The sequence below is a fragment of the Microcoleus sp. LAD1_D3 genome (assembly GCF_036702135.1).
Lineage (GTDB): Bacteria > Cyanobacteriota > Cyanobacteriia > Cyanobacteriales > Microcoleaceae > Microcoleus.
In genome coordinates, this window is sequence record NZ_JAUBSB010000029.1 from 27,232 (window position 1) to 50,163 (window position 22,932).

A 22,932-nucleotide genomic window follows, 5' to 3' on the forward strand; every position below is an offset into this window, starting at 1 on the left:
GAGCCAAACTCGTGATTGCAATCTATCCAGGCAGCTTTGACCCCATTACCTTCGGTCACGCAGACATTATCGAGCGGGGCTGCAAACTGTTCGATCTGGTAATTGTTACCGTAGTGAGAAACCCCAGCAAAACCCCTCTGTTCACCGTAGAGGAACGGATCGAGCAGATCCTGCGCTCTACCCAACACTTGCCAAACGTAGAAGTAGACAGTTTTGAGGGTTTGACAGTAAACTATGCTAAGATTCGACAAGCCAAAGTGCTGCTGCGGGGGCTCCGGGTACTAACAGATTTTGAAATGGAACTCCAGATGGCCCACACCAATAAAACCCTTCTGGGTGAAATTGAAACAGTTTTTTTGGCAACTTCTAACGAGTACAGCTTTTTAAGTAGTAGTGTAGTTAAAGAAATAGCCAAGTTTGGTGGCTCCGTAGATCATCTTGTTCCGAAACACGTCGCCCTAGATATTTACAAATGTTACGCCAGCAGGAACCAACTCGCATCGAACCCGACACTACCGGACGCGGCACTGAGAACGAATCACCTCAGAACACAGCCACCTTCGGAGACCCCACCCGAACCGCAGGAGTAGACATCCAGCGGGAATTGAACCGGCTTGAGGAAATTGTTCTCGACAGTCCGCGAATTCCCATGACCAGACGCACTCTGGTGGATGAAGAACAGTTGCTCGATCAGTTAGACTTGGTGAGGCTAAATTTGCCGATCGCCTTTCAGGAAGCCGAGACAATCATCCGGCACAAGGACGACTTGCTTCAAGAGGCGGAACTTTACGCTCAGGAAGTGATAGAAGCCGCAGAGCAGCGAGCTGCAGAACTTTTAAACGATATGGGCCTGCTCCAGCAGGCGAAGATAGAAGCAGATCAGTTGCGGCAGCAAGTTTTGCTCGACTGCGAGGCAATTCAGCAGGCGACGCTGGCGGAGGTCGAACAAATTCGCTACCAGGCTCAAGAGGAATTGGAAGAGATGAGAGTCAGGGCGATGGCTGAATGCGAGGAAATTCAAAACGGAGCCGATGATTATGCCGACCAAGTTCTCGATAATATCGAGCACAAGTTGAGCGATATGCTGCGCGTGATCCGCAACGGGCGCGATCGGTTGGATAGTGTTTCTGCATCGCACATCCACCACACCAACGGTTAGCCAAGAGTTAACTCATGGCTTGAACATTTCTAAAAGTCCACCTAATTTAGGTAGACTTTTTTTTTCGCAATAGTTTTTATAGTTTTTATTCCTCAACCCCAGCACTCGGTGACTTATTTTGGCCGACATAAGTTTTGTGAATATCAAAGCAAGTATAACATTTTATGATATCCTACTCTTCATACCAAATCCGGCTTAATTACCCCCTTTATCTCGCTGGTGCGTGGGAGGGCAGTTCCCTTGACTCTTGAGCGATTTCAACCGCCGAATGATAAAAGGGATAGCCAACCCGGATTTTGTATCAGACAAAACATTCCTAATTGGACTCAAATTGTGGCAATCTAATTTGAACCATGCAACAAGTTTCTAATCGATTTGCTGAATTTGACTTGATCCGAGCTTTAGCGATCGTCAGTGTGGTTATTACTCATGCTGGGTTCTTCGCATTTCGCGATCGCAGAATTTTATTTGTGGCGATCGATACATTTCAACTATTTTGCGTACCTGCATTTTTACTGTTGAGCGGTTTTTTTCTCACCAACAAACGGGAAAATCAAAATAATCCCGCACTGGTAGTCAAAAAAAGACTGTCAAAAATTCTACCGCCTTATCTGTTTTGGTCAGTAGCGGTGTACATCTTAAATAATTTGGGAGGAATCCAAAAATTTGATTTACTTTCATTACTCAGAGATATCTTGACGGGTTCAGTGATGCCTCCCTATTACTTCATCGTTGTGATTGTTCAATGCTACGGCTGGTGGTGGCTGCTAGTGAAATTCAGAGTTTTAGAATCCAGAAAAGTTTTGGCTTTGGGCTTAACAATTCAAACAATTTTTACAATCTTCTTCTACTTAACCGCTTTCCAATACATATCAATACCTCTACCTTTGATGGAGCGCTGGCTTTTTAGTTGGATTTTGCCCTTTTCAACTGGTCTATTGTTGGGTGGCTCCTATGACAAAATTCAACCCGTTCTCGAACGGATGAAAATGCCAATTTTAGGGGCAACCATGCTTTTTTATCTAGCTAGCATTTTGGAATTTTACCTAAAAAGTGGAGTTAATTCGGAGGCATGGTTTCTCAGATCGTTTTTTAAACTATCTGCTCAAGGATACGCAATTTGGTTCGTATTATCGATCCTCGCATTTTCTAAGAGTATCGCACTTCCCAGTAGAGTATCTGGGTTAGTCAAAATATTGGCTGCTTACTCATTCCCTATATATCTCCTGGATTCGACAGTAGTGAAATATGTCTTGTTAGTGTTTTATAAGTTTATTGACCCGGTAAATCCGCTGCTGAAGCTCGGCTTTTTAGTTGCCGGGACTCTGTTAGGTTGTTGGGTCATTATTTACTTGTTGCAGAAACTTTTGCCCAAAAAATACAGCCAGTACATTCTGGGAATTTAATCAAATTTTGTGTTTCAGCGGATGTCTTCATAAAACTGCTTGAGATACCGGGGAGAAACGCCAAAACCCCACAAAAAACCAATCGAAAGATAGATGGCAATTGCTTTAAATTCGCCCCACGTCGCAACTCGACGATCGCTACTTTCCACTACCCGATTGACTAACTTAAGTCTCCCCCGTCGCACTAACTTCAAACATAAATCCGCTTCCTCCATAATTGGCAGCGCGGCATCGAAACCAGCGCATTCCCAAAAATCGGTACGGCGGCAAAAAATAACTTGGTCGCCAAACAGCAGGCGCAATCCTTTGAAAAATAAATGAGGTCGAAATAACAGTGGCGCGTAATAAGTTTTCAGGTAATTGTGGAGGGAAAAACCCCATCTTGTTTGCTGCGAACCAGCCATCAGGGAGATAAACCCGCCGCCGGCAATTTCGGCATCGGACAATGTTTTCTGGATGACTGCTACAATGTCGTCGGGAACTAAAGTATCGGCGTGGAGAAAGCACAGAATTTCACCGGTGGCGACTTGAGCACCTAAGTTCATTTGCAGGGATCGTCCGGCTGTACTGCTAGAAATAACGCGGGTGGCGGTGGAAAGTGCGATCGCCACTGTTTCGTCTTGACTGCCGCCGTCTACCACCAACACTTCCCAAGCAGGAGGATTAAGGATGCTGAGTTGGCGGAGGGTGCGTTCCAGACAAGTCGCTTCGTTGAGGGCTGGGATGATAATAGAAACGCGATCCATCTGGTTGAAATTTATGCCAGAGATATTATAATAAACAACTGTGGCGATTCACAACTCACGAGAAAATAGAACTTACGCGGACAGATTCAAAAACCCGGTGTCTGCCTGTGAACTCGTCACGAAACTTCCGATTTTTTACAGAAATGGGTTTTTTTGGCGTCATTCCTATAAAATCACGCAAAAGTGCAATCGCCATCTATATTTTCCACTAATCGGGACTGAGAAAATCGTGCAGAAAACAGAAGTAAAAAATGATTTAGAATTTTATGAGGAAAATGCCGATAATTGGTGGGACGAAAATGCTAAAATTTATGCCTTATACCATCTAAACAAACCCAGATTTGAGTTTTTCGACAGGCACGCGACTAACTGGCAAGGGCTGAAAACCTTAGATGTCGGGTGCGGCGGTGGCTTTTCTTGCGAGTTTATGGCCGAGAGAGGCGCTATTGTTTCTGGAATAGATCGATCGGAGAAATGTATTGTAGCAGCTCAAAATCACGCAGTTAGCAGCGGTTGGGAGATTGACTACAGGCAAGGTTTTGCCGAAAATATGCCCTACCCGGACAATACCTTCGATGTTGTAATTTGCGTGGATGTTTTGGAACACGTGGCCGATTACAAAAAAGTTGTGTCTGAGGTTCACAGGATTCTTAAGCCTGGGGGATTGTTCTTTTTTGACACAATCAACCGAACTTTTTCCTCGCAAGTTGTGATGATTGGGCTGATGGAAAATATTTTGCAGGAAATTAGGCGGGGCGTTCACGATTGGGAAAAGTTTATTACCCCGGATGACCTGTCTGTGGTAATGCGCGATACGGGTTTCGGCAAGATTGAAATTAAAGGTTTTGATATGTTTGGAGAAATGGGCGCTATTTTAGCCGAGATGCACGGTTTTTGGGGGAATTTTACAAGTGGAAAGCAGCTATTTCCTTCGGGGGAAAGTTTACAAAAAGTTTCTCAAGTGCTAATCTCTAATATAGCTAACTATTTTGATTACAAAAAGTCTGGCTTGTTTAAAATCAAAATTAATGAGGATACGTCGATTATGTATGTTGGCGTAGGGGCGAAGAATTAGTCGGTTAATTGTTGACTGTTGTCATTAGGGGCGGGTTTTAGACTGGTTTTTGCGATCGACAAATCCGGCTAAAACCGGCCTCTCTTGCATTTTGTAGGGTTCGCGGCACCTTACCCTGTTGAGTGCAATACACATCTTCCATAGGGAGACGACGCCGTATCCTTACTATATTGCGGGCAATTGAGAATTGCTATATTGGCGATCGCACGACAAACCTAATTTTAAGAACTAATTGCGAATTATTACCAAATATTTTTAATGTTAAGTCATCGCACCTCGCAGTTTGATCGCCCAAAAACACCGCCCCGTCTTTATTTGGGGCTGCTCGCGTTGAGCGGATACCTAGCTTGACTGCCTTTAGTAACAAATCTTAATATTTAACTATTGACAATTTATCTAAATTGCATGGTAGCTTATTGAATATTAATTGCAATAACTGCCGGAAGTTAACAGTACCTGGAGGTCAATCACCGTGACAGCAGCAATAGTTTCCGCATCCGCCGATCGAATCAGCGACGGACAACCCGCCGACAGCCAAAAACTGATGAGTTTGGGTAAAAATTCCGAAATACCTGACCTCGATAACTCCAAAGATGTAACCCTCACCGTCTTAGAAGGAGCGGGAACTCTCACGGTGTGCGATCGAACAGTCACTTTAATACCGGGAGTATTTGTGTTTGTACCCGCTGGCATCCCGCGCAGCCTAAAAGTACAAACGACGCTGAATTTGTTACTAATTGACTGCGAACCAGACCCCGATATGAGCGAGTCAGCTTGGTTGATGAATTTTCAACTTTAACCCCATGAAAAAACAGTGTCCTTGCTGCCTTGACTCCCTAATTTATCAGGTTTGCCACAACCGTGTCTACTATTTTTGTCTGAATTGCAGGCAAGAAATGCCAAATCCTGACTCAAAAAGAATAAATCTCAAACACTGTCAAGTTTCATATTCGGAGTAAAAATGTCGAAAGCAGTTGGTCTTTTCTAGGGAACTACAACTCAAAAAACTGACTCTGTAGTGACATGATTCGGGATGAATTTGGCCGCGATATCGTGACCTTGCACGATATCTGCAGCGGTGAAAATGATGATTGTGCCGAATACGAATGTCCGATTATCAATACTTCGGACAGTGTTTTATGGCCTACAGTACCAGCGGATTAGTTGGTTTAATGTATGCGCGCCGCTATCCTCACAACGTAAGTTATTTGGGACTTTTAGCTGCAGGTTTGCCATCTGCTATTAATTGGCAAGCAAATTACTATACGCATTTTTCAGCTTTACGCTGGACTGGCGAACAAGTTTTGAATCAAAGGGTTGGCGATATGCTGGGATTGCAAAATCAAAGTATAAATCACAGATTTATCTCCTATTTTGAGCATGACTTAGCCAGTTCTCCTTGTCCTCACTCCTTATTTAGGATGAGTGATTCCCGCGATGAAGGTGTAGAAGTACCTTTGTTGATATGCAGCAGCAAAACGGATTTTGTTGTATCTCATATTGTCATGCGCCGCTGGTCTAAATTTCTTAAAAAAGGAGTTTGCCTTTGGGAATGTCAAGACGGTAGGCATTTTTTTACCCACTTCTATCCCGAAAAACTCGGCGAAAAAACACTAAATTTTGCGATATCTCTACACAGCCGCCAAGCAATTTTAAATTTTAAATTTTATGTCGCTCTTGCTGTTTTTTTTCAAGTGATACCGAAACTTTCTGTGGCAAAGACTACATTAATTCCGGTAGTTCATGGGAATTTTTGCAGAGCTGCTTCTATTGTTTTGGTGCAGTTGCCCCAGTCCATTCCGCCAATTTTAGTTTGTAGGGTTTGGAGGGATGGAGTTTGAGTGAGCATCAGTATTTTTTTTAGATTTTAGAATAATTGTAAAAAATATTTAACATATATTCAGATGTTTGAGTAAATGGTATGCTAATTGTATTGGATTTGTCAATTAGTTTTTTTGAATCAACCGCAGAAGCGCTCTTGACGCAGAGGAAGGTAATAGTAGATTAAAAAGGAATTATTGGCAACGATTATAAAATATTTTAACATCTGGTTAACAAACTCAGCCCTAGCCTGGGCAGAGGGATACTAGGTAGTGAGAGAATTTTAATGACTCGCCCCAACTCCTCAAATAGCGATCGAGCAAGCATATATACTTAAATGTTAGGGCGAGCACAGGGGCACCGCCCCTACCGATTCACAATTTATCAAGAATTATGCCAGCAAGTTTTCTGCCAAAGTCGATCGCACAACTCACAGAATCTACCTCAATTGCCTTAGCCCAAAGCATTCAACAAGCAGCAATTACAACTCCCCTCAGCCAGCAGCCAATTGCCACAACCTACGCGCGCCAAGGCAGCGGTAACACACCGATTTTGCTAATTCACGGCTTCGACAGTTCCCTGTTTGAATTCCGCCGCCTGTTGCCGCTGCTGGCTGCCGAAAATGAAACTTGGGCGGTTGATTTGTTGGGTTTTGGCTTTACAGAAAGAGTGGCGGGTGTGGCATTCAGCGCGAGGGCAATTGAAAGTCACCTTTACTATTTTTGGAAAACGCTAATTTCGCAGCCTGTAATCTTAGTCGGTGCTTCAATGGGAGGTGCTGCTGCAATTGATTTCACTCTCAATTATCCCGAAGCTGTAAAACAATTAGTGTTAATAGATAGCGCAGGTTTTGCCATCAGTTCTAATAAAGGAAAGTTTTTAATTCCTCCTTTAGGGTATCTGGCAACTTCATTTTTGCGAAATCCCAAAATCCGCCAGCGAATTAGCGTCAATGCTTATTTCGATAAAAATTTGGCTTCTCAAGACGCTCAAACTTGTGCTGCTTTACACTTGGAAATGCCCAACTGGAATCAAGCTTTAATTGCGTTTACCAAAAGTGGCGGTTATGGTGGTTTTGGGGAAAAATTATCGCAAATTCAGCAGCAGACGCTGATTTTGTGGGGAAAACAAGACCGCATTTTGGGGACGGCGGATGCGGAAAAGTTTGCAAGGGCGATCGCAAATTCTCAACTAATTTGGATACCCGACTGCGGACACGTTCCCCACTTAGAAAAGCCACAGATTATCGCCCAGCATATTTTAGAATTCATCACGAAAAGCGGACTCACGCAAAAAAATTAAACTTAGGGTGCGCGGCGGCGCACCTTACATATATGTTTTCCCTTGCATATTTGGTATAGTTTGAGGTCAAATAGACAGGTTTCAAACTTTCGGCAAATACTTTTGTACGATCGTCCATCCTGTGAGCAACACAGTCACAAATCCCCCAAACAAGGCCAAATTAGTGCCGATGTGGAGGGGACGCGCCCAAGGATGTTTAGGGCCAATTTGCAGCCCACTTCCAACAGAAACTAACACCAAAGCAACAACAGCTAACCCCGCCGGTAAATGAGCCGAGTGACCCAAATTGCCGTAGTATCCTAGCGTACCGACTACACCAATTCCCAGCAGTAAAATTACCAAAGTCGCCATCCCCGCACCAGTCGCCACATGGAAAGGACGCAGCCATTTAGGGCGTGGTTGTTTGGTACTCCGAGTGGCAAACATCCACGTTCCAGTAACGGCCAGCAACAGGTAAGCTAACAGGGAAACACCCATTGACCAAGCAGCTATTTTCCACAACCACAAGAAAGAAGGCAGATTCATCGGTTGCATCCCTAATTAGGATTTTCCACAAAAGGTTTCACTCCGATTTTACCTGGACTTGAAAGCAAAAATGAATAATTTTGAGAGAAAGTGCGATCGGACTATCCACAGCTTGCTTCCGTCTTACCTTGAAGTCAAACGAACTTTCTCTGATACTCAGCATTTACGCTAGAGATTTGTCGCTACCCTTTTTAGGAGCCGCCTTTCCATTCTAGCTCCCCGCTTTTGCTGTCGAAGGGCATTTTATAAAACCCTAATTTTTGTTCTAAGATTAATCGGAAAAAAGGCAGACCTTCAATTAAATATCTTTTCCACAATCTTCTCGGTTCACTTAAGAGTCGGTACGCCCATTCTATGCCGACTTCGCTCATCCATTTGGGAGATCTTGCTTTGCAACCAGCCTCAAAATCAATGGTTGCACCTACTGCTAAGAAAATTTTGACGTGCGTTAATTTGCTCTTGTATTTAACCAGCCACTTCTCTTGCTTGGGCGCTCCCACTCCTATGGCCAGGACTGTAGCTCCTGATTTATTGATCGTGTCTATTATTTTTTCACACTCTTCCTCATTGTTTTCAAACCCAAAAGAAGGAGAATGTGCTTCAACCACTATTTCTCTACCAATTTTTTGGTTGATTTTTTCTTGGGCTTTCTTAGCAATACCTTCGGCGGCTCCTAGTAAAAATATTTTAATCTCCTGGTTATCTTTATGATACATATAAAATGCAGGGAACAAGTCAGAACCAGAAATTTTTTCTTTGATAGGAGTACCCAAAAACTTAGAGGCATACATCAATATTTGACTGTCGCAGACTCTATAAGTAGAGGTATTGTAAGCTTCATAGAAGTCGCGGTCATACTGCAACTTAATCAAGTGGTCTACATTTGGCGTAAATACGACACCACCTTCGTAGTCGAGTTTTTCAAACAACTCTGTTATTGACAAGTTATCGATGGAGACATTCAATAAATTAACTGTTTTCATTTATTATTCCCTTCCCGCCTTATATTAAACTACCACTCAAACTATTATAACCCAAACTACAGCCTGATGTTTTCACTAATGGGACACTTCAGTGAATATACTTTTCTCAGTATATCCTCGTACACCCTACCTGTCCAGTCAGGATGTTTAAAGATTGTGTAAAGAATCAGCTCGTTTTATAAAAAAGTGTATGAAGCCCATTTGTGTTTACAAATCGCAACACAGATTCAATAAAAAAGCCATTCCTTGCTAAGACTAGAAGCATTGCAAATTAATGGAAAAAATAATTTATTTATGAGATTAAAATTTTAACCTAGTAAGAAATATCGTGCAATTTCCGAACTTGATTTTATCCAAAAATGGTAGATTTTTGACGTTTTGTCTCCAGGGAAGGCAAGATAGTTTCAATCTTGAAGTGAAGCAGCGATCGCATTCCCGAAAATCATCCTGATTTTTGGTGAACCAGCGACTGTCTTCTTGGTGGCGAACTGGTTTTCTTGGCCTTAAGACTTTCTGGAGCTTTTAAGACCAGACCTGATATTCCTCCAGCAATCAGCGCAAAAATCGGGTTAGTCATAGCATTCAAAACACAGTCAAACACGTACATAGTTAAGGCTATTCCCAGGGTGGCAGCAGGTGCTACTTTGGGATTAGACCAGGTTCTGGCGGGATACTTGAACACGCAAAAGACGATAACAGGAAGTAACAATGAAGAAAATAAACTAACTAAACCGACTACACCGTTGATGCCAAATGCAATAATCCATAAGCTGTCGGTAACTGAGATATCTTGACCGTATTCGTTATACACGCGGTTTCCGCCCGAATCTCCCCAGCCAAACATAAATCTTTGCCGCGCCTTTTCCCCCAATATCTCTTCATTGTCAAATCTAAACTTCAAAGAGCCGGCTCGTTCTTCGCCAAATACTTGATTGATGAATCCAATCACGTCTTGGCTCGAAAATTGACCCGATGCAGCTATATACAGATAAAACACTATATATCCAATTATCAATAGCAAGGGCAAAGAGGTGCGAAACAACTTGGCAGAGAATAATATGACCAAGGCTATTCCAAATAAACTGTAGGCGCCAGTAGAACGGCACAGGAAAAAAGCGATAGTTAATATAATTGCTAAAGTCTTGATGTTACGCCCCATAAACTTTTTGAGCGTCCCTGTTTGCCACAGCCAAACAGCAATTAAGGCGGCTGTCATCATCCACAGGCCCACCATCAAACCGTGCTGCATAAACACTACTGGTCTCCACCCCCCCAAACGCCTTGCTTGACCCCAGTCCTCAAAGGCATTGACGCCGTAAATCATTTGGTGCAGAATTGGGCCCCTAACCCCTTCAACTAAAGTAAAAGGAATGTAGGCTAACCCACCTGCAAAAATCCCGATCGCCAATTGTCGCAGCCCGTCTAAACTACCCACATACAAGCGTCCTAAAAAATAAGGCAGACCCCAAGTAACGATTTGGTTGACAGTCGGAGAAATCGGGCTGCCACCATTACTAACTTGTGAAACAATTGGACACAAACAGTAAATTACCATTGGCACGTCCAGCCAACCGGGCTTAAAAGAGGTGAGGCGCGCAGTATCGTAGATCAGAGTCCCCAGCAAAATGCCGTAGCAAGCTGCGGAGATTTTGGTATACGGTGGCAATGAGGGGATGGGATAAGAAGCTTGCGGTAAAAAAAGCCACGCTACCACAAAACTTATAATTACTGCCCGCTGAGCCGGAAACCTCACAAACAGGTAACAAACGACTGGAATAAAGCCGAACATAGCAAGTGGGATTAATGCAACCATAGTTTTTTAGTGCAGTAAAATTGTAGAAAGACAACTCAAATTGCCCGATAAAAATTCTCGGGCGTTGCTGATTTACGGTATGAAAGGCTAAATATGCCAGTCATAGAAACCAGTATCCACAAAGCTTCTGGATGTTCAACTTATTTTTTTCATACCCTGATTAAGTAACGCCAATTCTCGCTTAAACGATCGCCCAACCCCAATATTTTAAATCAACCTCAATTTTATGTCTTGTTCGTTAATTGTGCCTGACGTTCCAAAGCAGTGTACAGTGCCGCCTCGAAGAGATTAGTTGCATCCTCCCAGGTATAATTTATCACCGTCTGCAAAGCAGTCTCGGACATTGCCCGCCATTCGGCATCAGACAACTGACAAATCTGCTCGATCGCTTTTGCCATATCCTCTGGGTCTTGTGGCTTGACAAGTATGCCACCACCGCCCGCAAGTAGTTCCGGAGCCGCACCAGCAGGAGTGCCAATGACTGGAGTGCCGCAAGCCATAGCTTCTAAAATTGGCAAGCCGAAGCCTTCGGAGCTGCTGGAAAATAGCCAAGCATCGCATTTGCTGTAATAATTTTTTAGTTGGTCTTGAGTAGGTTCTTTATTATACTCAGTACCCTCAGGCAGCAAATTGGGAGGAGGAGTATCGCCGGAACCAAAGGCAACTAACCGAAGGTTGGGAAATTTTTGAGCAGCTAAAGAGAAAGCTTTCAGGGCTAGATCGCTGCCTTTCCAAGGAGTTGTAGTATAGTACATCCCGACTGTAGGAACTAATTGCTTGCCTCGCGGCTGCTTAGCTCGCGACTGGGGATCGTAAAACTGTTTGGTGTCCACCGTAGGAGGGACGAGAGATACAGACAAATCGCCGTATTGATTCCGAGCTATGTCGGCCAGCCACTGGGCCACAGCGATTTTGTGCATCGGCAGCCGCCAAGTTGCCTCTACTCGACCTTTTGGTACGTAGTCAAAAGCCTCATAATGTTGGAGAAAATATACTTTCGTTCCTTTGCTCGGAGAGAGTTCTGCCACCCACTCGGCAGTTTCCCACCAAGTAGCCATGACAATATCGGCATCAGGTACGTCAAGATCGGTAATTGGACCGTTGGTTTCGATAACTCGGCTTTCGACATCTACCTTGTCAAAGTGAGACTTTGGTGTTTTGGGAGCCGACTCCCAACCCCTACCCCTCAGGAGCGATCGCAATTGTTGGATTAAAGTCGGTTGCGGCAGGGGCATAGAGACGATAAATATTTTGTGTCCTCGTTTTTGGAGAAGTTCTGTGTATATGGATAACACCCTCATGCCACCTGTAAGACTAAGGGTAGGCAGGACAAAAGTAATTTTCATGAATAGATGCTGAAGATTGATAGTGGTTAAAACTCCTCCTTAAAGCAAGTTGGCACTTACCAGCCTCTGTTTGGCTTTTCTGCGGGGTGCGGATCTGTGCTGGAGGCGATCGTCACTCGATAGTCGAGCCGATCTTACTTGGTCGTCAGGGACTTTTCCCAATTACAAATCGGCAGATGTTTGACGACTAGACAAGTTTAACCTGTAACGGAGCCAGCCTTAAAACCTCCGTTGCACTCTAGTTCAGATTTGGGCAGATCAATTTATAACCACTATTCCCTCGTCGCTGCAGTCAGAATTCGTGTCGAGACTGCTGCGTAGAAAAGAGGACAGAGGCGATTTTAGTTGGGGGCAGAAGCACCCCACCAAATGATGTTGAGTTTCTGGCCAGAAATCCGGGGCCGAAAACGCGGGTAGCGCCGAATTTCAAATGGCAGCAGTTAGCCAACCGGAATTTTTCCATAGGGAGAAAACGAAACAATCTTAACTTCGCGCTGTTTAGATTTGTCTATAGCAACTTTCAAGGCCGCTTCAAAATGATCCGTGGCATCTTCCCACGTATAATTGTTCACCTTGGCATAAGCTGCTTCAGACAGGGCTTGCCACTTGGAATTTCGCAACTGACAGATAGACTCTATGGCTTTTGCCATTTCTTGGGGATCTTCAGGTCTTACAAGTATGCCAGTACCCCCGCTCAAAATTTCAGGAGCAGCGCCTGCTGGGGTACTGATGACGGGAGTGCGGCACGCCATCGCTTCGATAATAGGTAAGCCGAAGCCTTCTGAGCGACTCGCCAGCAGCCATACATCGCATTTGCTGTAATAGTCTTTGATTTTGTCTTGGTCTGGTTGAATTACATACTCGGCATTTGCCGGTAGGGGCAATTCCGAGGATGGGGCGTCTGTACCGAAGGCAACCAGACGCAGGTTGGGGATCTTTTCAGCCGCTAGGGAAAAAGCTTTGAGGGCGATGTCGGTTCCTTTCCAGTAGACTGTAGAGTACATTAGGCCAACTGTAGGAACCGATTGTTTGTTGCGAGGACAGGCGTAAAATTGCTTGGTGTCCACGGTAGGAGGAGCTAAGGAAACTTGGCGATCGCCATATTTAGTCCGAGCTAGCTCAACTAACCACTCAGAGATCGTAATTTTGTGCATGGGCAGCATCCAGGTTGCTTCTACTCTTCCTTGAGGTAGATAGTCAAAAATTTCGTGGTGCTGGATAAAATAAGCTTTTGCTCCTTTGCTAGGAGAGAGTTTGGCTACCCACTCGGCGGTTTCCCACCAGGTGGCAATTACTACGTCAGCGTCAGGTACATCTTTGTCTTCTACCGGGCGGTAGCGATCAATAATTTTGTGTTCTAAACCTAAGTTATCGAAAAAGGAGGGCTCGTTTTCAGGCGTAGAAATCCAACCCCGTCCCCGCAGCAGCGACTTGACTTGCTGGCGCATACTCGCTTGGGGGTGGGGTAAAGAGATGACGAACACGGAGTGTCCTCGCTTTCTCAAACGTTCTGCGAAAATAGATATTACTCGTATTCCACCAGTCAGAGACAGAGTAGGAAGAACAAAGGTGATTTTCATTTTTAAGTCCCGCTGAAGACTTTGACTCGCGTTCGGCACTGCTACCAGCGCTGATGTTAGAGTCCAAAAGGAAAGAGGGGCGGGTGAATATTAATTACCGCTTTCCTGGTGTTTACATAGAATCCAACCCATCGACTGTTCGTAACACCCCAATATCTATCTGCAAAAACTTTGCTGTCGTTGCATTGATAATAACGATTGATGTGATAGCGAAACAGTTACCCTAGGGATAATTTGCAGGTCAGCGAAATTTCATCCTGAAGATAGATACCTCATCAAATAGTAGCTTTTTTCGCCACACAAACCAAGCTAGACAACAGCATCTGTTAAAGATAACATCATTTACTATACAACAGACAAGGATGTACGGTAAACCGAATATCAGCCAACTTTTAATGTGGGGGATAAAGGTAGCATTTGCAACAATATTCAGTAGATTGACATCGCCTTTGGCAAAATTTTATACTGAATTAAAGAGGGAAATTCTTACCTTGAGAATGTTGAGTCCTTCATCGCTGCAATAGATATAAAAATCGATCGCTAGCTTTGATTTTTTGGTAACAGTCCTGTAGGTACTGCTTGACACAATATCGTAGTTTGTCAGGATTCAGACATGGTAGTTTTCTCAGATACTTACAGGGACGATCGCGCGAATGAGCGTCGTCGAGGCGCGAATGGGGAGAGAAACCCTGTTTTTCAAGCGATATCCCTCGTCCTCACTTGTCGTATGTTTGTGAAACAACCCGGTTGATAGGTCCACTGCTTGAAAAAATAGGTTTCCCAATCGTGCTACAGAACATAGAGTTTCACCGATATAAATTTAATTAGCTACATGAGTTTTAAATTTGTTAATAAAAGGCGATCGCATGAAAAAGTTACCACAAGAGACTGCCACTTCCGGGCCGAGTATATGTAGCATCCCTGCCCAAGTCGTGTATAAGTAATTACCGTAAAAATTTCCGTAGCAAATTATCAAATGACCCTATAAAGATCAAAGGAACACTCAATGTTAATCGGCTTATATCGTGCCAACCTTGACTCCTAAGCAGTAGCAACAGCTTCGTGTATGTATCACAGATTTCGCAGGCAAAAAATTTCATGTTATGAAAGCATCATTTTTCCTAAGTTTGCAATTCCCGATGACAATCGGTGTGCTCTTGGGGGTTGCGCCACCGATGCTTGCAGCGATATGTTGGCCAGTTTTCATGCAGCTAAAATTATGGGATCGCAAGCAAAACCAAACCTATAATTAAAAGCAGATGCCTTAACGGAAAGCATCTTCCGGTGGGAATATAGCAATCCTAAATGATTTTCTCTATCTAGAGCCATCCTAAATGATTTTATGTGTGTAAGTATATTGACGTATTTTGGGGAAATCAAATTTATGTTCGTTAGTAAAAAACTCCAACAAAAATTTGACAATCTTAAAAGACCTACATAAATACCAATACTTTCTTAAAAAGTTTTTAGCTTGTAACCAAATATCTTCAACGGGATTCTGTTGGGGAGCATTGGGAGCAAATAAAATACAAGTAATTGACCAATTATCAGGTTCTTTGTCACCATTTAGTTCTAATAAAAAGTCTCTAAATTCTCCATACTTATGATAACTAGCTCCATGCCAAATCCAGATAATTTTTCGATTTTTATATTTATTTTGTAAGTATTTTATGAATTTAACTGTTGATTTTCCATCACCAGATGGATGGCTCTGAACATGGAATTCTTTGCTTGGATAATTGAGTGCGCCAAAATAAGTTTGTCTATCTTTTTCATTGGTAATTGGGACTTCAATTCTGATGCAAGGATTGACCCCAAACATAACCAGTCAGATCACCATGAAGTAGATGACATTCATCTAAAAAAAATATTATTATTTGCCCATATTCTATACCAGCCTTGTTTTTAAATAAAATATCGTTAATTTCTTCCGTCTTTTTTTTACCAGTTTTTTATCAAATTTAGGATGATTTTTTTGAGTTTTTTTCCAACTAATTCTCCCCAGGTTGAAAAGTTCATATTAACTGGGTTTTGATTTATACATCCCACCAAATTCTTGCTCTAAATAAGTAACCAGCTCATCTAAATTCCCATACTATTTATTCTTTAACCACTCGATTACTTCAGTATTTTGTAGAGCTGTTAAATACCCTTTTGACCCTTTATGTCCTAGTTTAATTTCTGCGATGCCTTTGGTTTTAAATTGTTTTTTCCAATAACAAATAAAAAAATTACTTACACGCCATATCTTGCTGATCTCATGGTAGATATTACCTGAAATCGCCATCCTTACAGCTATTGCTCGTTTTAGTTCTCTGGCATGGATATCGCTTTTAATGAAAGATTCTCTCATAAGCTATTTCTTTTTCCCTATTTTTTTGTGGCCGTTGTAAGTTATTCATTTTTTTATTGTCACAATCAAGTATTGCAGATAATTGTATCATAGTCTTGATAATAATTTAGGATTGCTATATATGAACGTTCGATTATTGCACAGCATCAGTCAAGAGCCCCGTACAATCAGCATGAATGCCAGCAAACAGTTGCCGCTGCTAGTTGGCATCAACCGCAGCTATAGCTATAGCCACATATAGCTTGCCGCGTCGCCCGCGGCAGCGGCACGCCGCCCGCATGACGGGGGGAGATATTAGTCTGGAGAGTGTGTTGGGAAAAAGGTCAATGTTTACTATAGAATTGCCTGCGATTGTCGCTAAAAAAGCAGCTAGTTAAAGAGGATTTGCCAACCAATACTTGCCAGGGCCAAATCTGCGATCGCGTGGCTGATATAACTAGGCCAAAGCGAACGGTAAGTTAGATAAGAGTGAGACCAAATTATCCCGGCAGTGAAGACAGCTAAGGAACCTAAGAGAACAGCCTGCCAGTCGCTGTAAGCTGCTATTACAAAAATGTGGTGGATAGTGAAAAATAGCGAACTCAGAAATATTGCTTTTGTTCCCGGTATGAGAAGCTGGCATTTCTTGCAGACAAACCACCGCCAAGTAAATTCTTCAATCAGCGAGTTAACTAGCACAAAATATGCTTCTACAGTCAAGTAAATATTAAGGCTGCTAATACCTAATTGGTGCGATTTTTCTTTAGCAATTACAGGATCGATCCACTGCTGGCCAAAAAGGCTATAGATACCCACAATCACCGCAAACATGAATATTCCCCAAATAGATCCAGCCAGCAATTCTTGGCGCTTGGGTAGGGATAAACTGAGCTTTTCGCGATCGACAAAAACAGACCACGCGATCGGAAAAACCAGCAACCAAACTTGACACAAGACTGACAGTGTTTGTCCCCAGCCTCCCGGGGCAATATACAAGCCTGCTATGATACCAATACTAGCCGCAGGGACAAGCAGTGTTAGAGCCAATAGTGCTGTTTGGCGATCGTCCATGTTCAGCATTTTTCACGCTTTATTGTAAAATTGGATTGATATAAAAGGTAAAAGCTTGGTGTCGGCGCGCAAGTTATACCACTTTCAAGAAACAATGCAACTGTATGCCCCAATTCCCAACCCTTATGCAGTTAGTCATTCTCAAGTTTTTAATCTAAAATGGTATGAGTTTTGTGCAGTTTACAAAAGTGGCATGCCTTTGTGGCAACAAAAAATTGGTAAAATGGCGATCGCACGGACGATGCTACTAACCCGGAATTACTCTAAATCTACTCAGTTGTGTGCTTTCTGAAATCCGAGCGATCGTTCTATTTCAGGTTCAGCACCATTTTGCAGCCAATCAAGGGGTGTTTCTGCTATTTGGGCTGGGTTTACCCATATAATATCCTTAAGCGGATCGACATCTACTGCTACTTTAGCAAAACATTGTCTCACTTTGTCATCAAGTGAAATTACTGTGCGATCGGTAGCGATCGCAGCTTCCACCAACCGCAAATCTTTAACCATTACTTTCCGCTCTTTATCGCTCTCGGCTATTGCTTCAACTTGACACCACAAATCATTGTCTACCGCGATATCGCAGGGACATAGTTTCTTCTTTGCTACCATCCGGCGCAGCCATATACGAGCAGATTTTGATTGATGTTTGTTCCACTCATCTCTAATATCTGGAGTCATCACAACTAAGTGAGAAAGATCCAAGACAGCTTCGAGAAAATCCCGACAGTACACCGATATGGGATAGGTTGCATCTTCTCCACCAGCAGCACGCGCAACAGAAGCATCTATTACCAGGCGTTTAGAAACTTTATCTGCCATATTAACGCTTCCACAAAACAGCTTCTGCTGCATCCAAATAGCGGTTTTCTAGATGCAAAGAAACATCGCCCAAATCTTCAGGCCAATCTCCAAAAGCTCCCGTCTCGTCTAAATCGGCACTGCTGACTTCTGTAACACCATCGTCGCGCCGTTTAAACCAGTGAAGTTTTACTAAATCCGGTAATATTTTACCCTCGGCAACTAACGATTGAACTGCTAAAAGCAGCAATTCGCTGTGAGTTTCTAGAACTACTCGCACACCTCTATTTGCAGAATCCACTAAGATTTGTGCTAAAGCAACTTGAGCGCGAGGATGCAAGTGAATTTCCGGCTGTTCTAGATAAACTAATTGTCCTGGTTCTGCTACAAGCAAGGCAACTAAAACAGGCAAGGTTTGCGATACTCCCAAGCCAACATCAGCAATACTAACAGTATCGCTTGCACTCCCGCTGCGGGATAAACGACCTACTAGCAGTTCAATTTGTACGTCATTAATCTGTCTGGCTTCAACTTTCCAGTTAAGTCCTAAGAACTCTAAAGCTTGACCCAATTTTATCAGTCGATCGTCTTTTGTTTCTTGCCAGTAATTAACTATACTAGCAACATAATTTTCAAAAAAGCCAGGAAATTCACTGCCAACTCCTGCGGTATTGTAGGTGCGTTCTGGATTGCCTCTCAACCCGGGGACGTGGATGATGCGGCGAATATGCTTGGGGAAATTCATTGGCAAATAGGATACATTCAACTGACTGTATCGAAGTTGCAAATCTAGAAAACATCGGACATTTCTTACACTCCATAGTAGTTTCTCCTCGTCGATAGTATTTAATAATCCATTGTAAATTTCAGCCAGTTTTTCAGGAATAATTTTTACCAATTCTTGATGCTGCATTCCGGGAAAGATAGTAAAAATTTCACCATCGTAAACAGGAAGACAGTAAGTCGCTCTAACAACTTTAAGCCCGTGCTTTGGCTGCTTTCTGAATAAGCTGATAAAAAAATTATCTGTCTCTATATTCAGCTTGACAGAAAACTCATCCCTGTATTTTTCTGGAGACAGTTTAGACAATACCTGTTCTGCTGATGTAAATTTAACATTAGGCCCGTCAAGTTTCAAACTACCGGGGTCGTAAGGGGCTTCTAGCGTTTGCTTCATCAGCAATAGTGGCTGCATGATGCTAGACTTACCAGAACTGTTCGCACCGGCTAGAATTGTCAGCGATCGCACTTCAATCTGACACTCTTCGTAAATAGACTTGTAGCCGCATACTGCAATTTCAGTAATTCCCTGTACAGGCTCTTTGTTCTCGGTTTCAAAGAAAGTGGATTGAGTCATGATATTATGTTTGTATTTGCGGCTCCAAATACCATAATATAATCTAATCCCTAGTAGCTGTGTATTTTGGCTGAATGACGATCGCAATTGATTTTGGAACTAGCAACACCGTCGTCGCTCGCTGGAATCAAGTCCTCCAGCAGCCCGAAACTTTAAAATTACCGGGATTGTCGGCAATCTCGGCTCAAAATCCGCCCCTAATTCCCAGTTTGCTCTACGTTGAGGACGCTGCTCAAAATAAAGTAATACTCGGTCAGCAAGTCCGCGACAAAGGCCTTGATTTGAGTGGAGATTCTCGGTTTTTCCGCAATTTTAAGCGGGGAATTGGCACTTCGGTTCAAGGTTTTGTGCCGGAACTTGACGGGCAACTTATTACTTTTGAACGAGTAGGTGAGTGGTATTTGAGCCAAATTGTGAACTCAATTCGCCAACTCCCCTTGCCGATCGATTCTTTGATTTTTACTGTGCCGGTAGATAGTTTTGAAGCTTACCGCCATTGGTTGGGCAAAGTGTCTCAATCTCTGCAAGTAGAACAGGTGCGGATGTTGGACGAACCTACGGCGGCTGCTTTGGGTTACGGTTTGGCCGATCGCGAAAATCTGTTAGTCATTGATTTCGGCGGCGGAACTCTCGATCTTTCTTTAGTGCGTTTGGACGCTTCCGCCGACAAAAAGCCCCTGGGTTTTATTCTCAAATGGGGCGAAAAGTTATTAGCTGAATCTTCAGCGCAAAAAACAAAAGTTGCCCGGGTTTTGGCTAAAGCCGGACAAAATTTAGGCGGTTCTGATATTGATAATTGGCTGGTTGACTATTTTGTTCAAACAAAAGGGCTGGCAAAATCTCCGATAACGACGAGATTGGCAGAACGGTTAAAGATTCAGTTGTCTTTGCTGAATCAGGCGGTTGAGGTTTATTTTGATGACGAAAATTTTGAGAGTTACGAATTAGAATTAGACCGAGCTCGTTTTGAATCTATCCTCGCTGAACATCAGTTTTTTGACAAACTAGACGAGTGCATGAATCAAGTATTGCAGCAAGCGCGCCGCCAAGGCTTAGAAATTGGCGATATCGATGCAGTTTTGCTAGTTGGCGGTACTGTACAAATTCCCGCTGTCGGGCGTTGGGTGCAGCAATATTTCGAGCCGGCAAAAATTCGCTGCGACAAACCCTTTGAGGCGATCGCCCAAGGTGCTCTGCAACTGAGTCAAGGCATAGAAATCAAAGATTTTCTCTATCACAGTTACGGAATTCGCTACTGGAACCGCCGCGAAAATTGCCACAGTTGGCACAGTTTAATCAAATCCGGCCAGTCTTATCCGATGAGCGAACCGGTAGAATTAGTCTTGGGAGCTTCTTTAGAAAATCAGCCAAGTATAGAATTAATTATCGGCGAATTGGGAGCGGAAACTGGCGGCACGGAGATATATTTTGACGGCGACAGGCTAATTACTCGTCAACTCGCGGGTCAAACATCGGTACAGCCCCTAAATGATAAAGATGGAGCACGCAGCATCGCTCAATTGACGCCGCCTGGGTATCCGGGGAGCGATCGCATCAAAATCTTCTTCCGCGTTGACGAACAGCGCTTTTTGCGAATTACCGTGGAAGATTTGCTGACAAATGAAACTTTGTTAGAGGATAAACCCGTGGTGCAGCTAAGTTAAAGTTTATTTGTCATAAATAAAAGGTATTGGTAGTGAGTACGATCGTCCGAGCGATTTTTATGAGGACGATCGTACTCACTACTAACCTGCAATCTGCTGTATTAAATGACAGAACTGACTAACTTGTTTGTCACTTAAACCTGAGATTTGTGCACAACCACGGGTGTTCCCACCGAGGCCCATTCAAATAGCCATTTAGCGTGATTGACAGCTACATTTGTGCAGCCGTGAGTAACGGGATTGCCAAACAAATTGTGCCAGTAAGCGCCGTGAATTGCCATGCCTCCGTCGTAATACATTGTATAGGGAACGTCGGGCACGTCGTAGTCATCCCCAGTCATTCTAGTAACGCGGTGTTTGGTTTGAACGGCAAAGGTTCCCGTGCGGGTGGGAGTCGATGATTTGCCACTGGAAATAATCACCGCGTAAACGGGTGTATTTCCTTCCCAAGCTATTAACCTTTGTCTTGACAAATCTATTTCAATCCAGCGTTCGCTGGATTGCTGCAACAGCATAATTTTATTGGCAATTATGTTGTGCTGTTCGCCGGCAAATGCGGTCATTGAACCGCCGCAGAATGTAGCAAAAGTGAGGGCGCAGCCGGCACAGAAAGTTCCAGCGCGGCGGAAGTAAATTGAGTTGATAATGCTGTTCATTTCTCACACCTCGTACTATTTTAGATTTTAGATTTTAGATTTTAGATTGGCTTGTCCTATTTTAGATTGTAGGTTTGAAATGTTGGATTGGGAAACAGGGCTTAACAAGTTGTTAAGTTTTGGCTAAGATATCGGGCAATTTGGACGATCGCCCGCCAATCGCGATTTTCCACTAAGTGTTTAGGAAATAAGTCTCCGGCTAAACCAACGGCGATCGCCCCGGCGTCAATAAATACTTTCGCATTTTCCAGCGTCACCCCGCCAGTGGGAATTAAAGGAATGTTTCCCAGGGGGCCTTGCAGGCTTTTCAGGTAAGCCGCGCCTCCCAAAGCCGATATCGGAAACACTTTAACGCAGGTAGCACCTGCTTGCCACGCGGTTACAATTTCCGTGGGAGAAAAAGCACCGGGGACGATCGGCACTCCGGCGTCAACTGCTGTTTTAATCATAGTTAAATCGGTGTGGGGAGTAAACAGAAATTGAGCGCCGCAGTCTATTGCTTGTTGCAACTCTTCTAATTTTAATAAAGTGCCGGTACCAATACTAAAAGTTGGGAATTCGGAGCGGAGTTCGGCAATTAATTCAGCAGCTTTGTGGGTATTCCAAGTAATTTCAATAAACTGGATTCCTCCCGCTGCTACCGCTTTTGCCATCTGCCAAGCAAGTTCCTTTTCGGAGGAACGGATGACTGCGATCGCGCGGTGTTTTTTTAGGAGTGTCAACCAAGATTGATGATTCATACAATTTTAGATTTTAGATTTTAGATTTTAGATTTGGGAAGGCTCCCAAATTTTAAACTCATATCATTGTGACTCGCATCTAATTTTAATACAGGTTACTAACTTCGATATATGGCAATTTACAATATGCACGGCGTTCAGTTTTTAACTGACAAGTTAGGTAAAAAACTGCTGCAATTGTTGACCTCAAAGAACACAGAGATTTTTGGGCGGACGTGCTGGCTGAATGCGGCGAACCGACAGACTTTCAGTTTTTAGTTGATTCTCAAGGCTAAAAAATCGCGTTGCTGCTTGACTTCGAGTACCCAGGCGAACTCTGGGAGGATGTTGACGACTGTCTGATTATTGAATCTAGAAAAGATGAACCAAGAGTTCCCTGGGAAGAAGTTAAGCGCCAGCTTGAGGAAAAGGGTATGTTGAATGTCGGAGTGCTTGGTCATTCTTTAGATTAAATCTAAAATCCAAAATTTAAAATCTCAAATCGATCGCACTCATAAAAAAATCGGGGCGATTCCAGACATTCCCAGAATCACCCCACTTATCGATTTCAAACTTTAG

General features: G+C 43.3%; 23 protein-coding genes. 10 read left to right on the forward strand and 13 right to left on the reverse strand.

Annotated elements, in window-relative coordinates; all coding sequences use genetic code 11:
- Window positions 1–11: 11 nt before the first annotated feature.
- The 3 genes from coaD to QUA74_RS17315 all read left to right on the forward strand — a co-directional run bounded on the left by coaD (window position 12) and on the right by QUA74_RS17315 (window position 2,565).
- A complete protein-coding gene (gene coaD, locus QUA74_RS17305) occupies window positions 12–590 on the forward strand; it encodes a pantetheine-phosphate adenylyltransferase (protein ID WP_333331357.1) in 579 nt (192 codons plus the stop codon).
- Entirely contained in the window at window positions 473–1,159 is a 687-nt protein-coding gene (locus tag QUA74_RS17310; protein ID WP_333331361.1) for a DivIVA domain-containing protein, read from the forward strand. Before coaD ends, QUA74_RS17310 begins: the two co-directional genes overlap by 118 nt.
- Before the next feature lie 353 nt (window positions 1,160–1,512).
- Window positions 1,513–2,565 carry an acyltransferase gene (locus QUA74_RS17315; RefSeq protein WP_333331363.1) on the forward strand — a complete coding sequence of 351 codons (1,053 nt, stop codon included), beginning with the start codon at window positions 1,513–1,515 and terminating at the stop codon, window positions 2,563–2,565.
- Between the two features lie 14 nt (window positions 2,566–2,579).
- Here the strand turns inward: QUA74_RS17315 and QUA74_RS17320 are convergent, their stop codons facing one another.
- Window positions 2,580–3,311: a TIGR04283 family arsenosugar biosynthesis glycosyltransferase gene (locus tag QUA74_RS17320; RefSeq protein WP_333331366.1), complete on the reverse strand. Its 732-nt coding sequence runs from the start codon at window positions 3,309–3,311 to the stop codon at window positions 2,580–2,582.
- Between the two features lie 229 nt (window positions 3,312–3,540).
- Here QUA74_RS17320 and ubiG point away from each other — a divergent pair, with 229 nt between their 5' ends.
- The 4 genes from ubiG to QUA74_RS17340 all read left to right on the forward strand — a co-directional run bounded on the left by ubiG (window position 3,541) and on the right by QUA74_RS17340 (window position 7,509).
- Window positions 3,541–4,386 (forward strand): bifunctional 2-polyprenyl-6-hydroxyphenol methylase/3-demethylubiquinol 3-O-methyltransferase UbiG, encoded by an 846-nt coding sequence (gene ubiG, locus QUA74_RS17325; protein ID WP_333331369.1) that lies wholly within the window; start codon window positions 3,541–3,543, stop codon window positions 4,384–4,386.
- Between the two features lie 472 nt (window positions 4,387–4,858).
- Entirely contained in the window at window positions 4,859–5,185 is a 327-nt protein-coding gene (locus QUA74_RS17330) for a hypothetical protein (RefSeq protein WP_333331372.1), read from the forward strand.
- Between the two features lie 307 nt (window positions 5,186–5,492).
- Complete coding sequence (locus tag QUA74_RS17335) at window positions 5,493–6,227, forward strand: alpha/beta hydrolase (protein ID WP_333331375.1); 735 nt, start codon at window positions 5,493–5,495, stop codon at window positions 6,225–6,227.
- A 373-nt stretch (window positions 6,228–6,600) separates the two neighbouring features.
- Window positions 6,601–7,509 carry an alpha/beta hydrolase gene (locus QUA74_RS17340; RefSeq protein WP_333331378.1) on the forward strand — a complete coding sequence of 303 codons (909 nt, stop codon included), beginning with the start codon at window positions 6,601–6,603 and terminating at the stop codon, window positions 7,507–7,509.
- Between the two features lie 81 nt (window positions 7,510–7,590).
- Here QUA74_RS17340 and QUA74_RS17345 read toward each other — a convergent pair whose 3' ends face one another.
- The 10 genes from QUA74_RS17345 to QUA74_RS17390 form a co-directional block, all read right to left on the reverse strand.
- Entirely contained in the window at window positions 7,591–8,034 is a 444-nt protein-coding gene (locus QUA74_RS17345) for a DUF4079 domain-containing protein (protein ID WP_333331381.1), read from the reverse strand.
- 191 nt (window positions 8,035–8,225) lie between these two features.
- Complete coding sequence (locus tag QUA74_RS17350) at window positions 8,226–9,017, reverse strand: WecB/TagA/CpsF family glycosyltransferase (RefSeq protein ID WP_333331383.1); 792 nt, start codon at window positions 9,015–9,017, stop codon at window positions 8,226–8,228.
- Window positions 9,018–9,459: 442 nt separating this feature from the next.
- Window positions 9,460–10,830 (reverse strand): O-antigen ligase domain-containing protein, encoded by a 1,371-nt coding sequence (locus tag QUA74_RS17355; RefSeq protein WP_333331386.1) that lies wholly within the window; start codon window positions 10,828–10,830, stop codon window positions 9,460–9,462.
- Window positions 10,831–11,054: 224 nt separating this feature from the next.
- Window positions 11,055–12,176: a glycosyltransferase family 4 protein gene (locus tag QUA74_RS17360; protein ID WP_333331389.1), complete on the reverse strand. Its 1,122-nt coding sequence runs from the start codon at window positions 12,174–12,176 to the stop codon at window positions 11,055–11,057.
- Window positions 12,177–12,616: 440 nt separating this feature from the next.
- Window positions 12,617–13,756 (reverse strand): glycosyltransferase family 4 protein, encoded by a 1,140-nt coding sequence (locus tag QUA74_RS17365; RefSeq protein ID WP_333331392.1) that lies wholly within the window; start codon window positions 13,754–13,756, stop codon window positions 12,617–12,619.
- A 1,330-nt stretch (window positions 13,757–15,086) separates the two neighbouring features.
- A complete protein-coding gene (locus QUA74_RS17370; protein WP_333331394.1) occupies window positions 15,087–15,578 on the reverse strand; it encodes a transposase in 492 nt (163 codons plus the stop codon).
- 273 nt (window positions 15,579–15,851) lie between these two features.
- The gene (locus QUA74_RS17375) at window positions 15,852–16,109 is read right to left on the reverse strand and encodes a helix-turn-helix domain-containing protein (protein WP_333331397.1); all 258 of its coding nucleotides are present in this window, start codon (window positions 16,107–16,109) and stop codon (window positions 15,852–15,854) included.
- Between the two features lie 369 nt (window positions 16,110–16,478).
- A complete protein-coding gene (locus QUA74_RS17380) occupies window positions 16,479–17,168 on the reverse strand; it encodes a CPBP family intramembrane glutamic endopeptidase (RefSeq protein WP_333331400.1) in 690 nt (229 codons plus the stop codon).
- Window positions 17,169–17,432: 264 nt separating this feature from the next.
- Window positions 17,433–17,978 carry a hypothetical protein gene (locus tag QUA74_RS17385; protein ID WP_333331403.1) on the reverse strand — a complete coding sequence of 182 codons (546 nt, stop codon included), beginning with the start codon at window positions 17,976–17,978 and terminating at the stop codon, window positions 17,433–17,435.
- A 1-nt stretch (window position 17,979) separates the two neighbouring features.
- Window positions 17,980–19,314, reverse strand: coding sequence for an AAA family ATPase (locus tag QUA74_RS17390; RefSeq protein WP_333331406.1), 1,335 nt, complete (start codon window positions 19,312–19,314; stop codon window positions 17,980–17,982).
- Between the two features lie 74 nt (window positions 19,315–19,388).
- Between QUA74_RS17390 and QUA74_RS17395 the strand changes: the two genes are divergently transcribed.
- Entirely contained in the window at window positions 19,389–20,978 is a 1,590-nt protein-coding gene (locus QUA74_RS17395) for an Hsp70 family protein (RefSeq protein WP_333331408.1), read from the forward strand.
- A 134-nt stretch (window positions 20,979–21,112) separates the two neighbouring features.
- On the opposite strand, the gene QUA74_RS17400 is transcribed toward QUA74_RS17395, so the two are convergent.
- Together QUA74_RS17400 and QUA74_RS17405 are read right to left on the reverse strand one after the other, a co-directional pair.
- Window positions 21,113–21,634 carry a L,D-transpeptidase gene (locus QUA74_RS17400; protein WP_333331411.1) on the reverse strand — a complete coding sequence of 174 codons (522 nt, stop codon included), beginning with the start codon at window positions 21,632–21,634 and terminating at the stop codon, window positions 21,113–21,115.
- A 101-nt stretch (window positions 21,635–21,735) separates the two neighbouring features.
- Window positions 21,736–22,374, reverse strand: coding sequence for a bifunctional 4-hydroxy-2-oxoglutarate aldolase/2-dehydro-3-deoxy-phosphogluconate aldolase (locus tag QUA74_RS17405; protein ID WP_333331414.1), 639 nt, complete (start codon window positions 22,372–22,374; stop codon window positions 21,736–21,738).
- Window positions 22,375–22,485: 111 nt separating this feature from the next.
- Here QUA74_RS17405 and QUA74_RS17410 point away from each other — a divergent pair, with 111 nt between their 5' ends.
- Entirely contained in the window at window positions 22,486–22,632 is a 147-nt protein-coding gene (locus tag QUA74_RS17410; RefSeq protein ID WP_333331418.1) for a hypothetical protein, read from the forward strand.
- A gap of 26 nt (window positions 22,633–22,658) precedes the next feature.
- Window positions 22,659–22,826: a hypothetical protein gene (locus QUA74_RS17415; RefSeq protein WP_333331421.1), complete on the forward strand. Its 168-nt coding sequence runs from the start codon at window positions 22,659–22,661 to the stop codon at window positions 22,824–22,826.
- The last annotated feature ends 106 nt before the right edge of the window (window positions 22,827–22,932 follow it).